The 17,826-nt window shown below is 75.4% G+C and carries 2 protein-coding genes; both read left to right on the top strand.

What is annotated here, in order from left to right:
• Position 1: 1 nt before the first annotated feature.
• Positions 2 to 12,265, top strand: coding sequence for a non-ribosomal peptide synthetase (locus QSK32_RS12810; RefSeq protein WP_285471996.1), 12,264 nt, complete (start codon positions 2 to 4; stop codon positions 12,263 to 12,265).
• Positions 12,255 to 17,825: a non-ribosomal peptide synthetase gene (locus QSK32_RS12805; RefSeq protein ID WP_285471995.1), complete on the top strand. Its 5,571-nt coding sequence runs from the start codon at positions 12,255 to 12,257 to the stop codon at positions 17,823 to 17,825. Before QSK32_RS12810 ends, QSK32_RS12805 begins: the two co-directional genes overlap by 11 nt.
• The last annotated feature ends 1 nt before the right edge of the window (position 17,826 follow it).

Below are 17,826 nucleotides of genomic sequence, written 5' to 3'. Positions count from 1 at the left end.
CGTGACCCAGTCGCGCATCGAGGACATCTGGCCACTGTCGCCGCTGCAGGAGGGCCTGCTCTTCCACACCGTCTACGACGACGAGGGCCCGGACGTCTACGTGGGCCACTGGATCCTGGAGTTCTCCGGGCCGATGGACCCGGACCGGATGCGCGCCGCCTGGTCGGCGCTGCTGACCCGGCACGCCGCGCTGCGCGCCTGCTTCCGCCGGCGGCGGACCGGCGAGGCGGTGCAGGTCGTCGCCGCCGACGTGGAGCTGCCGTGGCGCGAGGCCGACCTGAGTCACAGCGACGACCCGGCCGCGGCGGTCCGGGAACTGGCCGAGGAGGACCGGCTGGCCCGGTTCGACGTGACCCGGGCGCCGTTGCTGCGGTTGACCCTGATCCGCCTCGCCGAGGACGACCACCGCCTGGTGCTGACCTGCCACCACGCGATCCTGGACGGCTGGTCGCTGCCGCTGGTGCTGGACGAGGTGTCCGCGCTGTACGCGGGCGACACCGTGCTGCCCGAGGTGACGCCCTACCGGGAGTACCTCGCCTGGCTGGGCCGGCAGGACCGGGACCGGGCGCTGGCCGCCTGGACGGCCGAGCTGTCCGGCGCCGGCGAGCCGACGCTGGTCGCGCCGGCCGATCCGGGGCGCGCCCCCGGTGTGCCGGAGAGCGTCACCGCCGAGCTGCCGCCGGACCTCACCCGGGCCCTGGACGAGCGGGCCCGTGCCCGCGGGCTGACGCTGAACACGGTGCTGCAGGGCGCCTGGGCGTTGGTGCTGTCCCGGCTGGCCGGGCGGACCGACGTGGTGTTCGGCGCGACCGTGTCGGCCCGCCCGGCCGATCTGCCCGGCGTGGAGGGCATGGTCGGCCTCTTCCTCACCACCGTGCCGGTCCGGGTCCGCCTGGACGGCGCCACCCCGGTCCACGAGCTGCTGACCGGGCTGCAGAGCCGGCAGTCGGCGCTGATCCCGGAGCAGTTCGCCGGCCTGGCCGCGATCCAGAAGGCGGCCGGCCCGGGCGCGGTCTTCGACACCCTGCTGGTCTACGAGAACACGCCCCGGGTCGCCGCCGGGTCCGGCATCCGGGTGCACCAGGGCCGGGAGGCCGCCCACTATCCGCTCACCCTGGTCGCGGTGCCCGGCGAGTCGATGCTGCTCAAGCTCGATCACCTGCCCGGGCTCGTCGACGCGGACCGGGCGCGCGCGATCCTCGGACAGCTCACCCTGGTCCTGCGGCAGATGGCGGACTCCGCGGAGATCACCGTCGGCAAGATCAAGATCTGGGAGGACCTTTCCGGGGGTACGCCTGCCGTCGCGGCGCCGTCCGTCCCGGCTCTGGAGCTCTTCGCCCGTCAGGTGGCCGCCCACCCGGACGCCGAGGCGGTGGCCGGGGCCGGCGGCGTCCGGACCTACGCCCGGCTCGACGCGGACGCGAACCGGCTGGCCGGCCACCTGAGCCGGCACGGGGTCCGGTGCGGTGACCGGGTGGCGGTGCTGATGGACCGCTCACCCGACCTGATCACCACCCTGCTCGCCGTCTGGCGGGCCGGCGCGGCGTTCGTCCCGGTGGACCCGGCCTACCCGGCCGAGCGGGTGGCGCTGATGCTGGCCGACGCCGCGCCGGTCGCCACGGTGTGCACGAGCGCGTACCGGGACGCCGCGCCCGGCGCCATCGTGCTGGACGATCCGGCGACCCGGGAGGCGGTGGCCGGCGGCGACCCGCTGACCGTCCCGGCCGGCGCCGGCGATCTCGCCTACGTGATGTACACGTCCGGCTCGACGGGCGTGCCCAAGGGCGTCGCGGTGACACACGGCGACGTCGCGGCGCTGGCCGGCGAGCCCGGCTGGGGGATCGGACCGGGCGACACCGTGCTGATGCACGCCTCGTACGCCTTCGACATCGCGCTCTTCGAGATCTGGGTGCCGCTGCTCTCCGGTGCCCGGGTGTGGATCGCCGGCCCGGGCGTGGTGGACGGCGAGGCCCTGGCCGGGTACGTGGCCGCGGGCGTGACCGCCGCGCACCTGACCGCCGGCGCCTTCCGGGTGCTGGCCGAGGAGTCACCGGAATCGGTCGCCGGCCTGCGCGAGGTGCTGACCGGCGGCGATGCGGTGCCGCTCGCCGCGGTACGGCGGGTCCGCCGGGCCGCCCCGGAGGTCCGGATCCGGCACCTGTACGGGCCGACCGAGGCCACTCTCTGCGCCACCTGGCACCTGATCGAGCCCGGGGCGGCGGCCGGTGACGTGCTGCCGATCGGCACACCGCTGGCCGGGCGGCGGGCGTACGTGCTCGATGCGTTCCTGCAGCCGGTGCCGCCCGGGACCACCGGGGAGCTGTACCTGGCCGGGGCCGGGATCGCCCGCGGCTATCTGGGCCGGCCCGATCTGACAGCTGAGCGGTTCGTGGCCGACCCGTCCGCGTCCGGGCAGCGGATGTACCGGACCGGCGACCTCGCGTACCGGACCGCCGAGGGCGCGCTGGTGTTCGCCGGGCGGGCCGACGGCCAGGTGAAGATCCGTGGCTACCGGGTGGAGCCGGGTGAGGTCGAGGCGGCGCTGACCGCGCAGCCGGAGGTGGACGAGGCCGTGGTGGTGGCCCGTGACGGCCGCCTGATCGGGTACGTGGTGACCGGCGCCGACCCCACCCTGATCCGGGACCGGCTGGCGGCGACGCTGCCCGAGTTCATGGTCCCGGCGGTGATCCGGCCACTGGAGTCCCTGCCGCTCACCGTCAACGGCAAGGTGGACCGGGCCGCCCTGCCCGATCCGGACTTCACCCCGGCAGGACCGGGCCGTGCCCCGGCCACCCCGGCCGAGCAGCTCCTCTGCACGGTGTTCGCCGAGGTGCTGGGCCTGGAGCGGGTCGGCGTCGAGGACGGCTTCTTCGCGCTCGGCGGCGACTCGATCACGTCGATGCAGGTGGCCGCCCGGGCCCGCCGGGCCGGCCTCCCGCTGACGCCCCGGCAGGTGTTCGAGCACCGTACGCCGGAACGCCTGGCCGCCCTGGCACCGGACACGCTCACCACGGACCGGCCGGCCCGCGACGGCCGGGGGGAGGTCCCGTGGACGCCGGTGATGCTGGCCCTCGGCGACGCCGCGGCACGTCCCGGCTTCGCCCAGGCGCGGGTCGTCGTCACCCCGGCCGGCTTCGACACCGGCCTGCTGACCGGCGCCCTGCGAGCGGTGCTCGACACCCACGACGTACTGCGCGCCCGGGTGGCCTCCACCGGCACGCTGACCGTGCCCGGCCCGGGCACGGTGGACGCCGCCGGCCTGATCACCCGGGTGCCGGCCGGGACCGGGGACCTCGACGACGCCGCCCACCAGCAGGCCGCGGCGGCGACCGGCACGCTCGACCCGGCGGCCGGGACGATGCTGCGCGCGGTGTGGATCGACGCCGGCGACGGCGTGCCCGGCCGGCTGGCCCTGGTGGCGCACCATCTGGTGGTCGACGCGGTCTCCTGGAGCATCCTGCTGCCGGACCTGCGGGCGGCGTACGACGCGCTGGCCTCCGGCCGGGCCCCGGAGCTGGAGCCGGTGGCGACCTCGTTCCGCGGGTGGGCCCGGCAGCTCGTCGACCAGGCGCACGACAGCAGCACCGTGGCCGAGATCGATCACTGGATCGCGGTGCTGGACGGTGCCGCCGCCGAACCGCTCGGCGAGCATGCCGGACAGGCACACACCTGGTCCGCGACCCTGTCCGGGCCGGCGGCCCGCGACCTGCTCGCCCGGGCGCCGGCCGCCTTCCACTGCGGCATCCCGGAGGTGCTGCTGGCCGGCCTGGCCGCGGCGGTGACCCACTGGCGCGGCGACGACACGGCCGTGCTGGTCGACGTCGAGGGCCACGGGCGGCACGCCGCCGGTGGCGAGGATCTGCTGCGTACCGTCGGATGGTTCACCAGCGTCCACCCGGTCCGCCTGGACGTCGCCGGCATCGACCCGGCTGCCGACCCCGGCGAGCTGCTCAGGACGGTGAAGGAGCAGGTCCGGGCCACGCCCGGCGACGGGCTCGGCTACGGGCTGCTGCGCCATCTCAACCCGGAGACCGGCGCCCGGCTGGCCGCGCTGCCGGTCCCGCGGATCGGGTTCAACTACCTCGGCCGGTCCGCCGTCCCGGACGACGTCACCGAGTGGCAGGTCCGTGAGGGCGCGCCCGGTGCCGGGCCGGACCCGGACCCGGCCCACCCCCTGGAGGCCGGGGCCGACGTCCAGGACACCCCGGACGGCCCCCGGCTGCGTCTCACGCTGAACGGCCGGGACCTCGCCCCGGTCACCGTGGAACTGCTCGGACAGGCCTGGCTGGAGATGCTGACCGGCCTGGCCGGGCACGCCGCCACGCCGGGCGCGGGCGGGCACACCCCGTCCGACTTCCCGCTGGCCACGGTGAGCCGGCGCGACGTGGCCGAGCTGACCGCCGCCGCTCCCGGACTGACCGACATCTGGCCGTTGTCCCCGCTGCAGGCCGGCATGCTCTTCGAACGCTCCCTCGACGAGGACGGCGCCGACGTCTACCAGAGCCAGCGGATCCTCGACCTGGACGGGCCGCTCGACGCGGACCGGCTGCGCGCCGCGTGGACCGTGCTGCTCGCCCGGCACGAGTCGCTGCGGGCCGCGTTCCACCGGCGGGAGACCGGCGAGACCGTCCAGGTGATCGTGGCCGGGGTGGAGGTCCCCTGGCGGATGGTGGACGCCGCGGCGGCCGGCGAGGCGGAGGTGGAACGCCTCCTCGCCGAGGACCGGGCGACCCGGTTCGACGTCACCACCGCGCCGCTGATCCGGCTGCTCCTGATCCGTCTCGCCGACGACCGGCACCGGCTCGTGGTCACCTCGCACCACGTCGTCCTGGACGGCTGGTCGACGCCGGTCCTGCTGGGCGAGATGTCGGCCGCGTACGCGGGTGACCCGCTCCGGTCCGCGGCCCCCTCCTACCGCGACTACCTGGCCTGGCTGAGCCGTCAGGACCGGGAGGCGACCCGGGCGGCCTGGCGCGCCGAACTGGCCGGCGCCGACGAGCCGACCCTGGTGGACGCGGGCGCCGCCGCCACGCCGGGCCTGCCGCAGGAGTACGCCGCCCGGCTCACCGAGGAGGAGACCGGCGACCTCACCGGATTCGCCCGGGCACACGGGCTGACGCTGAGCACCGTCGTGCAGGGCGCCTGGGCGCTGGTGCTGGCCCGGCTGGCCGCCCGGACCGACGTGGTGTTCGGCACGGTGGTGTCCGGCCGCCCGGCCGAGGTGCCGGACGTCGAGCGGACCGTCGGCATGTTCATCAACACCGTCCCGGTCCGGGTCCGCCTGGACGGCGGCCGGCCGGTGCTGGACCTGCTCACCGACCTGCAGAGCCGTCAGTCCGCGCTGATCGGGCACCAGCACCTGGGCCTGCCGGAGATCCAGCGGGCGGCCGGCCCGGGCGCGACCTTCGACACCATCGTGATGGTCGAGAACTACCCGATGGAGGCGACCGGGCTCGGCGCCGAGGGCGGCGTCGTGATCAGCGGGGTCAGTACCCGGACCGGCACCGGCTACCCGCTGACGATGAGCGTCAGCCCCGGCCGGCGGCTGGGGATCCGGGTCTCCTACCGGCCGGACCGGATCGCCGCGGAGACGGCCGCCGAGGTCGCCCGGCAGGTGCTGCGGGTGCTGACCCGCGTGGTGGCGGAACCGTCGCTGCCGGTCGGCCGGCTGGCGGTGACCGGCGCGACCGCGCTTGCCCTGACCGGCCCGGCCGCGCCGGCCGGTGACCCCTCGGTGGTGACCGCCGTCCGGCGCCGGGCGCGGACCGCCCCGGACGCGGTCGCTGTCGCCGACGGAGACCGCACCCTGACCTACGCCGACCTGGACCGGGAATCGGACCGTCTGGCCGGGCGGCTGGCCGGCGCGGGCGTCCGGCGCGGCGACCACGTCGGCGTGGTGATGCGCCGCGGCGCGGACCTGATCGTCGCGTTCCTCGCGGCCTGGAAGGCGAACGCGGCCTACGTGCCGGTCAACCTGGACCACCCCGCCGACCGGATCACGGCGACGCTGACCGGCGCAGGCGTCACGGTGGCGCTCTGCTCGGCGGCGACAGCCGACGCGGTGCCGGCCGGGATCACACCCGTCCCCACTGACCGGAGCACGCTGGTCCCCGCGGACCGGATCACGCCGGTTCCCGCGGACCGGATCACGCCGGTTCCCGCGGACCGGATCACGCCGGTTCCCGCCGACGAGCCGGCGTCCTTCCCGGTGCCGGAGTTCACCGCCGGAGCGCACGACACCGCGTACGTGATGTTCACGTCCGGGTCCACCGGCACGCCGAAGGGCATCGCGGTGCCGCACCGCAGCGTGGCGGCGCTGGCCGGCGACCCGGGCTGGGCGCTCACCCCCGACGACGTGGTGCTGATGCACGCCGCGCACGCCTTCGACGCGTCCCTCTTCGAGATCTGGGCGCCGCTGGTGGCCGGCGCCCGGGTGCGGATCGCCGCGCCGGGCGCCGTCGACGCCGAACGGCTGCGCGACGCGATCGGGAACGGCGTGACCACCGCTCACCTGACCGCCGGGGCCTTCCGGGCGCTCGCGGCGGCCGCGCCGGAGGTGTTCCGCGGCCTGCGCGAGGTGCTGACCGGTGGGGACGAGGTGCCGGCGGCCGCCGTCGCCCAGGTCCGCGCGGCCTGCCCCGAGGTGCGGATCCGGCACCTGTACGGGCCGACCGAGGCCACTCTCTGCGCCACCTGGCACCTGGTCGAGCCCGGGGTGGCGGCCGGTGACGTGCTGCCGATCGGCACGCCGCTGGCCGGGCGGCGGGCGTACGTGCTCGATGCGTTCCTGCAGCCGGTGGCCCCGGGCGTGACCGGTGAGCTGTACCTCGCCGGAGCCGGCCTGGCGCACGGCTACACCGGTGCTCCCGGCGCGACGGCCGAGCGGTTCGTCGCCGACCCGTCCGTGCCCGGGCAGCGGATGTACCGGACCGGCGACCTGGCCCGCCGGTCCGCCGCCGGGGAGTTGCTGTTCGCCGGGCGGGCCGACGGCCAGGTGAAGATTCGTGGCTACCGGGTGGAGCCGGGTGAGGTCGAGGCGGCGCTGACCGCGCAGCCGGAGGTGGACGAGGCGGTGGTGGTGGCCCGTGACGGCCGCCTGATCGGGTACGTGGTGACCGGTGCGGACCCGGCCCTGATCCGGGAGCGACTGGGCATGGTGCTGCCGGAGTACATGGTCCCGGCCGTGCTGGTCACCCTGGACGCGCTGCCACTGACGGTGAACGGCAAGGTCGCCCGGGCCGCCCTGCCCGCCCCGGAGGCCACCGCGACCACGGCCGGCCGTGCCCCGCGGACCGACGGCGAACGGGTTCTCTGCGACCTGTTCGCCGAGGTGCTCGGCCTGGAGCGGGTCGGCGCCGAGGACAGCTTCCTGGAGCTGGGCGGCGACTCCATCCTGTCGATGCAGCTGGCCGCCCGGGCCCGCCGGGAGGGTGTGGTCTTCGGCACGAAGGACGTCTTCGAACAGCGCACCCCGGCCGGTCTCGCGGCCGTCGCCGAGCGGAGCGGCCCGGTACGGTCCGGACCGGACGACGGGACCGGCGAGGTCCCGTGGACGCCGGTGACCCGGGCGCTGCTCGACGGCGGACCCGGCGCGGTGACCAGGCCCGGCCCGGCCCAGTGGATGACGGTGGCCGCGCCGGCGGGCCTCGCCCCGGAGACGCTGGCGGCGGCGCTGGGCGCGGTGATCGACACCCACGACATGCTGCGCGCCCGGGTCGACCTGGACGGCGACGAGCCCCGGCTGGTGGTGCCCGGGCGGGGCGTCCGGCCCGCCGGCCTGCTCGACCGGGTCGAGGCGCCCGCGGACGAGGCGGACCGCTGGGCGGCGGAGACCGCCGGGAAGCTGGATCCGGCGGCCGGCGTGATGATCCGGATGGTGTGGCTGGACGCCGGCCCGGGACGGGACGGCCGGCTGGTGATCGTCGCCCATCACCTGGTGGTCGACGCGGTGTCCTGGCGGATCCTGCTGCCCGACCTGCGGACGGCGTACGAGGCGCTGGCCGCCGGCCGGGACCCGGAGCTCGATCCGCCGGACGTCTCCTTCCGGCGCTGGGCCCGGACCCTCGCGGTGCAGGCCGCGGCCCGTACCGCCGAACTGGGCGAGTGGACCGCGGTCCTGGACCGGGACGCCCCGCGCTGGGGTGCGCTGGACCCGGCCCGGGACACCATCGCCACCGCAGGGCGCCGTTCCTGGACCGTGCCGCCGGAGCAGGCGGCCGTCCTGGTGGAGAAGGCCACCACGGCCTTCCACTGCGGCGTGCACGAGGTGCTGCTGGCGGGCCTGGCCGGCGCACTCGGCGGCCCGGCGGTCGTGGTCGACGTCGAGGGCCACGGCCGACAGGCCCTGGACGGGCTGGACCCGTCCCGGACCGTCGGCTGGTTCACCGACGTACGCCCGGTCCGCCTGGACGGCGACGGCTCACCCGGCCGGCTGCTGACGGCGGCCAAGGAGAGCCTGCGGGCGGCGCCGGACGGCGGCCTCGGCTACGGGATGCTGCGGCACCTCGACGCCGGGACCGGGCCGGTGCTGGCGGCGCTCCCCGCCCCGGAGATCGGCTTCAACTACCTGGGCCGGTTCAGCGCCCGGCCGGCCGCTGACGTGACGCCCTGGCAGGCGATCGGGAGCATCGGCGGCGCCGCGGACCCGGACACCCCGCTGCGGCACGTGGTGGAGATCGACGCGGTCGTCCTGGACACCGCCGACGGCCCCCGGCTCGACCTGACCGTCACCTGGGCCGGACGGATCCTCACCGCGGCGCGGGCGGAGGCGCTCGGGACGGCCTGGCTGACCGCGCTGTCCCGGCTGGCCACACACGCCGGCGCCCCGGGCGCGGGCGGGCACACGCCGTCCGACTTCCCGTCGATCGCGCTGACCCAGCCGGAGATCGAGCAGATCGAGGCCGCGGTGCCCGGCCTGGCCGACGTCTGGCCGCTCTCGCCGCTGCAGGAGGGCCTGCTGTTCCACGCCGCCGACGAGCGTGGACCGGACGTGTACGCGGGCATGCGCACCATCGCCCTGGACGGACCACTGGACGTGGCCCGCCTGCGCGCCTCTTGGCAGACCGTCGTCGACCGGCATCCGGCGCTGCGGGCGAGCTTCCACCAGCTGGAGTCGGGCACCGCCGTGCAGGCGATCGCCGGTCGGGTGGCACTGCCCTGGCAGGAGACCGACCTGTCGCACCTGCCCGAGGAGCAGGCGCTGGCCGCGTTCGACAGGCTCGCGGCGGAGCTGCACGACGAACGGTTCGACCTGACCCGGGGCCCGCTGGTCCGCCTGCACCTGGCCCGGATCGGCGACCGCAGCCACCGGCTGGCCTTCGCCTCGCACCACATCTCCTGCGACGGGTGGTCGCTGCCGGTGGTGACGGCCGAGGTGCTGGCGGCCTACCACGCCGGCGGCCACGGCCGGGACCTGCCGGCGCCGGCCTCCTACCGGGACTACCTCACCTGGCTCGCCCGCCAGGACAAGGAGGGCGCACACCGGGCGTGGGCGGCCGCGCTGGCCGGGCTCGACGAGGCTACCCACGTGGTGCCGCCGGACGCGATCACCACACCGCTCGCGCCGGACCGGCTGCGGTTCGCCCTGGACGAGGACCTCAGCCGGCGTCTGGCCGCGTTCACCCGCGGGCACGGCGTCACGATGAACACCCTGTTCCAGGGGATCTGGGCGCTGCTGCTGGCCCGGCTGACCGGCCGCCACGACGTGGTGTTCGGCACCGCGGTGGCCGGCCGCCCGCCGGAGATCCCCGGCGTCGGCTCGGTGGTCGGCCTGTTCATGAACACCCTGCCGGTCCGGGTCACGCTGGACGGCGGCGAGCCGTTCCTGGACATGCTGGCCGGTCTGCAACGCCGCCAGGTCACGATGATGGCCCACCAGCACCTCGGGTTGAGCGAGATCACCCAGGTGGCCGGTCCCGGCGCGGCGTTCGACACCATCGTGGTGTTCGAGAACTACCCCCGCCCGCCGGAGTCGCCGCAGGGCCCGGACACGCTGGTGATGCGGCCGGCGGGCATCCCGGACGACAGCGGGCACTACCCGGTGTCGCTGCGGGCGTCCGAGGACGGCGGCGTCCACGGCGAACTGATCTTCCGGCCGGACGTCTTCGACAGCGGACGCGTGGCGGCGATGCACGCGGCGATCGTCGCCGCCCTGGAACAGGTGGTGGCCGAGCCGGCGATCCCGGTCGGGCGGATCGGCATGATCGGCACGGCGGACCGGGAACGGGTGGTCCACACCTGGAACCGGACCGGCACGGCGTACACCCCGGAGCCGTTGCCGGTGCTGTTCCGCCGGCAGGCGGACCGGACTCCGGACGCCCCGGCGGTCACCGACGACGCCCGGAGCCTGACCTTCGGCGAGCTACGCGACGAGGCGGAGGCCCTGGCCCGGCGGCTGGTGAGCGCCGGCGTCCGGCGGGAGAGCCGGGTGGCCGTGCTGGTGGAACGGTCGGCGGAGCTGGTGGTGGCCCTGCTCGGGGTGTCGCTGGCGGGCGGGGTCTTCGTCCCGATCGACCCGGACTACCCCGGCGAGCGGATCGCCCTGATGCTGGCCGACGCCGGACCGCAGGCTCTGGTGTGCACGGCGCGGACCCGGGTGGACTTCGCCGGCCCGGTGCTGACCCCGCCCGCCCGCCCCGGTGTGTTGAGTTCAGGCGTTCACGGCGCCGCTATTCAACACACCTCCTCGGGTGTGTTGAGTTCGGGCGCTGAGGGCGCCGCTATTCAACACGCTTCTTCGGGTGTGTTGAGTTCGGGCGCTGAGGGCGCCGCTATTCAACACACCTCCTCGGGTGTGTTGAGTTCGGGCGCTCAGGACGCCGCAAGTCAACACACCCCGGATGTGGGGCTGCCCCGGGTGGCGGCCGGCGACGGCGCGTACGTGATCTACACGTCCGGGTCGACCGGCGTCCCCAAGGGTGTCCTGGTCACCCACGCGGGTCTGGGCAACCTGGCGAGCGCCCAAATCGAGCGTTTTCAGGTGACACCGGGTTCGCGGGTGCTGCAGTTCGCCGCGCTCGGGTTCGACGCCGCGATCTCCGAGGTGTGCATGGCGCTGCTCTCCGGCAGCACGATCGTGCTGGCCGACCCGGCGACCATGCCGCCCCGGGTGTCGCTGGGCGACGCGTTGCGCCGGTGGGACATCACCCACGTGACCGTGCCGCCCAGCGTGCTGGCCGTCGAGGACGAGCTGCCGGACCACCTGAGGACGCTGATCGTGGCCGGTGAGGCGTGCCCGCCCGCGCTGGCGGACCGCTGGGCCGGGACCCGCCACATGATCAACGGGTACGGCCCGACCGAGACGACGGTCTGCGCGACGATGAGCGCGCCGCTGGTCCCGGGGCGCGACGCCGTGCCGATCGGCGGCCCGATCCGCAACATGCGGGCGTACGTGCTGGACGACTTCCTCCAGCCGGTCCCGCCGGGCACGACCGGCGAACTGTACGTCGCCGGCGCCGGCCTGGCCCGCGGCTATCTCGGCCGGCCCGGCCTGACCACCGAGCGGTTCGTCGCCGACCCGTACACCGCGGGCGGCCGGATGTACCGCACCGGGGACCGGGCCCGCTGGACCCCGGACGGCGAGCTGATCTTCGTCGGCCGGGCCGACGCCCAGGTCAAGGTCCGCGGCTACCGGATCGAGCCGGCCGAGATCGAGGCGGTGCTGGCCGGCCACCCGGGCGTCGCGCAGGCGGTGGTCGTCGCCCGCCGGGACGGGCCGGGCGAGAAGCAGCTGGTGGCCTACGTCGTCCCGGCGGCCGGCGCCGGCGATCCCGCCGCGCTGATCGCGGACCTGCGCGAGCGGGCGGCCGCGCACCTGCCCGAGCACCTGCGGCCGGCGGCGTTCGTGCCGCTGGAGACGATGCCGCTGACCCCGAACGGCAAGGTCGACCACCGGCGGCTGCAGGCCCCCGACCACGCCGGGGCGTCGTCCGGCCGGGACCCGCGGACCGCCCTGGAGGCCCGGCTGTGCGCGCTGTTCGCCGAGGTGCTCGGCCTGGAGCAGGTGTCCGCCGAGGACAGCTTCTTCGAACTCGGCGGCGACTCGATCACCTCGATGCAGCTGTCCACCCGGGCCCGCCGGGACGGACTGGAACTGACCCCGTGGCAGGTCTTCGACGAGAAGACGCCGGAACGGCTGGCGGCGCTGGTCAAGGAGCTCCCGGCCGGCGGTGCCGACCCGGTGCCGGCATCCCCGGCCGGCCCGCTCGTGGCGCTCTCGCCCGAACAGATGGACCGACTCGAGACCGGAGCAGATCGTGACCGTTGACGACAGCCGTACCAGACCCCGCTCCAGCGTGGAGGACGTCTGGCCCCTCTCGCCGCTGCAGGAGGGCATGCTCTACCACACGGCCCTGGACACCGAGGGCCCGGACACGTACACGGTGCAGTCCGTCTACGGCATCGACGGTCCGCTGGACACCGCACGGCTGCGGGCCTCCTGGCAGGCGCTGGTGGACCGGCACGCCGCGCTGCGGGCCTGCTTCCGGTACGTCAGCGGCGCCCAGATGGTGCAGGTCATCCAGCGTGACGTGACGCTGCCGTGGCGGGAGACCGACCTGTCCGGGCTGCCCGCTGACATCGCCGACGGCGAGGTGGCCCGGCTGGCCGGCGAGGAGACGGCCGAACGCCTGCGGCTGGAGTCGGCGCCGCTGATGAGACTGCACCTGATCCGGCTCGGCCCGGAGACCCACCGGCTCGTGCACACCCTGCACCACGTGCTGCTGGACGGCTGGTCCATGCCGATCCTGCACCGCGAGCTGGCCGCGATCTACGCGGCCGGCGGGGACGCGTCCGGGCTGCCGGCCCCGGTGTCGTACCGGGACTACCTGGCCTGGCTGGGCCGGCAGGACAAGGACGCCGCCCGGGCGGCCTGGCGGGACGCGCTCGCCGGGCTGGACGGCCCGACCACCGTGGCCCCGGCCGACCCGGCCCGGGTGCCGGAGATCGAGACCGCGCTGACTGAGCTGTCCCCGGAGCTGACCGAGGGACTGCACCGGCTGGCCCGCAGCCGGGACCTGACGATGAACACCGTGGTGCAGGGCGCCTGGGCGGTGGTGCTGGCGCAGCTGTCCGGGCGTACCGACGTGGTGTTCGGATCCACCTCCTCGGGCCGGCCGGCCGAGCTGGCCCGGGTGGAGGCCATGGTCGGCATGCTGCTCACCACCCTGCCGGTCCGGGTCCGGCTGGACGGCGGCCGGCGGTTCGCCGACCTGCTCGCCGACCTGCAGCGCCGGCAGTCGGCGCTCGGCGCCCACCAGCACCTCGGACTGCAGCAGGTGCAGGCCGCGGCCGGCGCCGGGGCGGTCTTCGACACCCTGGTCATCTATGAGAACTTCCCGCGGACCGGCATCGACGGATCGGCTGACGACGGCCTGGTCCTGCGCCCGGTGCAGAAGGGGCGCGACTCCTCGCACTACCCGTTCACCCTGGTCAGCGGGCCGGGGGAGCGGATGCCGCTGATCCTCTACTACGACCGGGGCCTGTTCGCCGGGACGGTCGCCCGGTCGGTGCTGGAGGCGCTGACCCGCATCCTGGAGACCCTGGTCGCCGACCCGGGCGTGCCGGTCGGCCGGCTGACGCTGCTGACCGCCGCCGACCGGGCCACCGTGGTCGAGCAGTGGAACGCGACCGCCGCCCCGGTGCCGGGGGAGTCCGTGCCGGCGATGTTCCGCGAGCAGGTGGCCGCGACGCCGGACGCGGTCGCGGTCACCGACGCGAACGGCGCCGATCTCACGTACGCCCAGCTCGACCGGGCCTCGGACCGGACGGCCGGATACCTCGCGAGCCGGGGCGTCCGCCGCGGTGACCGGGTCGGGGTGGCCGTGGAACGGTCCGCCGACCTGCTGACCCTGTTCCTCGGGATCTGGAAGGCGGGCGCGGCGTACGTCCCGGTGGACGTCGCCTATCCGCCGGAACGGATCGCCTTCATCCTCGCCGATGCCGCGGTCACGACCGTCGTCTGCACCCGGGACACGGCCGAAGGGCTGCCGGAGGTTGCCTCCGTCGTCTTCCTGGACGAGGTCGAGGACCGCGGTCCGGCCCCGGAGCTCCGGCTGACCGCCGGCGACCTGGCGTACGTCATGTACACCTCGGGTTCCACCGGTGTCCCCAAGGGGGTGGCCGTCCCGCACGGTGCGGTGGCCGGACTGGCCGGCGACCCCGGCTGGCGGCTCGGCCCGGACGACGGGGTGCTGATGCATGCGACCCACGTCTTCGACCCTTCGCTGTACGAGATGTGGGTGCCGCTCGTCACCGGCGGCCGGATCCTGGTCGCCGAGCCCGGAGTGGTGGACGCCGCCGGGATCCGGCAGGCGGCGGCACGGGGTGCTACCGCCGTACACCTGACCGCCGGGACCTTCCGCGCCCTGGCCGAGGCGTCCCCGGACTGTTTCGCGGGTATCCGCGAGGTCGGGACCGGCGGTGACGTGGTCGCCGCACACACCGTGGCGAACCTGCGGGCGGCCCAGCCCGCCCTGCGGGTGCGCAACACCTACGGGCCGACCGAGACCACCCTCTGCGCGACCTGGAAGCCGATCGAACCCGGCGAGACGCTCGGGACCGAGCTGCCGATCGGCCGTCCGATGGCCAACCGGATGATCTACATCCTGGACGCGTTCCTGCGGCCGGTCGCGCCGGGTGTCGCCGGTGAGCTGTACATCGCCGGCACCGGCCTGGCCCGTGGCTACCAGTCCCGGCCGGACCAGACCGCCGAACGGTTCGTGGCCTGCCCGTTCCGTGACGGCGAACGGATGTACCGCACCGGCGACCTGGCGCGCTGGACCGCGGGCGGCGAGGTGGTGTTCCTCGGGCGCGCCGACGACCAGGTGAAGATCCGCGGCTACCGGGTGGAGCTCGCCGAGGTGGAGGCGGTCCTGGCCGCCCAGCCCGGCGTCCGCGAGGCGGTCGTGGTGGCCCGCGAGCACCGTCGGGGGGAGCGGCGCCTGGTCGGCTACGTCGTCGGCGAGTCCGGCGAGGTGGACACCGAGGAGATCCGGCGGCGGATGGGCCTGGTCCTGCCCGTCTACATGGTCCCGGTGGCGATCATCGGGATGGTCAGCTTCCCACTCACCACGAACAGCAAGGTGGACCGCCGGGCGCTGCCCGACCCGGACCTCGCCGGCCGGCCGGCCGGGAAGGCGCCGGAGAGCGCCACCGAGAAGGTGCTCTGCGACCTGTACGGCGAGATCCTCGGCGTCGAGCGGGTGGGTGTCGACGACGCCTTCCACGACCTGGGCGGCAGTTCCGCGCTGGCGATGCGGCTGATCGCCCGGATCCGGGAGGAGCTCGGCGCGGACCTGCCGATCCGCCAGCTGTTCTCCTCGCCCACCCCGGCCGGCGTGGCCCGGGCACTGGCCGCCAAGTCGCGTCCCGCCCTGGAGGCGGTCACCCGGCCCGAGCGGGTGCCGCTCTCCGCCCGCCAGCTGCGCGCCTGGCTGCTGGCCCGGCCCGGGGAGGAGACCGCCGGCCGGCATCTCACGGTGGTGCTGCGCCTGCGCGGCCGGCTGGACGTTCCCGCGCTGGAGGCCGCGCTGGGTGACGTCGCGGCCCGTCACGAGATCCTGCGGACCACGTTCCCCGGTGACGCGCAGAGCGTCCACCAGCGCGTCCACGCCACCGGGACGGTCCGGTTGACCCCCGTCCCGGCCGGCGAGGAGGACCTTCCGGGGCTGCTCGCCGAACACCGGGAGCGGCTCTTCGACCTCACCCGGGATCTGCCCTGGCGCTGCGCACTGTTCGCGACGGCCGAGCGGGAGCACGTGCTGGCGGTGACGGTGCACCGGATCGCCGCCGACGACGACTCGATGGACGTGTACTTCCGGGACCTCGCGGCGGCGTACGGTGCCCGGCGCTCCGGCCGGGCCCCGGAGCGCGCCCCGCTGGCCCTGCAGTTCGCCGACTACGCGATCTGGGAGCAGCGTCTGCTCGACGGCGCCCGTGACGAGGGCAGCCTGATCAGCGACGAGTCGAGCTTCTGGCGCAACCACCTGGCCGGCATCGCCGAACAGACGGTGCTGCCGTTCGACCGTCCCCGCCCGGCCGTCCCGTCCCGCCGGGCCGGTGCGGTCGCGTTGCGCCTGGACGCCGCGGCACACGCCCGGCTGGCCGCGGCGGTGGCCGGCGCCGGCGCGGACACCGCCCAGACCCTGCAGGCCGCGCTCGCCGTGCTGCTGTCGCGGTACGGCGCCGGCGACGACCTGGTGATCGGCACGACGCTGCCCCGCGACGAGGACCTGATCGAGCTGGAACCGATGGTCGGCCCGTTCGCCCGGCCGTTCGCGGTCCGGACCGACCTGTCGGCGGACCCGACCTTCCTGGAGGTCGTGGCCCGGGTCCAGGAGGGGGTCCGGGAGGCACGCCAGCACCTGGACGTGCCGTTCGAGCGGATCCCGGAGCTGCTGGACCTGCCGGGCTCGCTCGCCCGGCACCCGGTGTTCCAGGTCGGGCTGGAGGTGGACGAACAGGACAGCGCCGCGTGGGACGCGGCGGAGCTGCCGGCGCTGCGTACCGTCACCGAGCCCGCAGCCGTCACGGCGATCGAGCTGGATCTCGCGTTCCGGCTGGTGGAATGCCGGGACGAGGACGATGAGCTGAACGGCATCGAGGGCGCGCTGCACTACGCCACCGACCTGTTCGACGAGGACACCGCCGCGGCGCTGGCCCGGCGCCTGGTCCGCGTCCTGGAACAGGTGGCGGAGGACCCCCGGCGGCGGATCGGCGACCTGGACCTGTTCCTGGACGAGACCGAACGCGGGCGCCCGGCCGTCGCGCCGGCCCGCTGGTCCTCCGGGGCGGCCCCCGCGGCCGTCACCGCACTGGCCGGGGACGGCCCGCTCGGCGCGATCCTGCTCGACGGCCGGCGGCAGCCGGTCGCCCCGGGCGTCGTCGGCGACCTCTGGATCACCGGACCGGCGGTGGAGACGGCCGAAGGCGCGACGCCCTGCTCGTTCGGGGCACCGGGACACCGGATGCTGCGGACCGGCCTGCTCGCCCGCAAGACCGCCGCCAAGTCGCTGGTCGTGGTGGGGGAGCGGCGGGACGCCGGCGCCACGGTGAAGACCGGCGACTACGAGGTGCTGCTGCCGCTGCGCACCGGCGGGGACCGTCCGCCGCTGTTCTGCGTGCACGCCAGCGGCGGACTGAGCTGGAACTACGGGCCGCTGCTCCGGCACCTGCCGGCCGACCAGCCGGTGTACGGCGTGCAGGCCCGTGGACTGGCCCGGACCGAGACCCTGGCCGCGAGCGTGGAGGAGATGGCCGCGGACTACGTCGCGCAGATCCGCGCGGTGCAGCCGTCCGGGCCGTACCACCTGCTCGGCTGGTCCCTCGGCGGCCGGATCGCCCAGGCGATGACGGTGCTGCTGGAGGCACAGGCTGAGGAGATCGGGCTGCTGGCGCTGCTCGACGCGTACCCGGTCTACATGGGCCGTAACGCGGTCGGCACGGTGACCGAGGAGGCGGCCCGGGATGAGCAGGCCCTGGAGAAGCGCAAGCAGCAGGAGCTGGAGCTGGCCGGCCAGATGGTCCAGGGCGCCGGGGCCCGGGCCCGCCTGGAGGCGGTGATGCGCAACCTCTGGAAGGTCGGCCCGGAGCACACCGCTGCCCCGTTCACCAGCGACGTGCTGCTCTTCGTGGCCACCGAGGACCGCCCGGCGCACCTGCCGGTCCCGGTGGCCATCGACACCTGGGCCGACGTCACCAGCGGCGCTGTCGAGCCGCACGAGATCCCGGCCAACCACTACGAGATGGTGCAACCCGCGGCGCTGGCCCGGATCGGGGCGGTCGTCGCCGAGAAGCTCCGGCCCCGGCCGGAGCGTCAGGAGCGATGAG

The organism is Actinoplanes sp. NBRC 101535 (assembly GCF_030269225.1).
GTDB classification, from domain to species: Bacteria; Actinomycetota; Actinomycetes; order Mycobacteriales; family Micromonosporaceae; genus Actinoplanes; species Actinoplanes rectilineatus.
The sequence above is the reverse complement of the archived record's forward strand: the minus strand, read 5'-3'. Positions and strand labels throughout refer to the sequence as shown.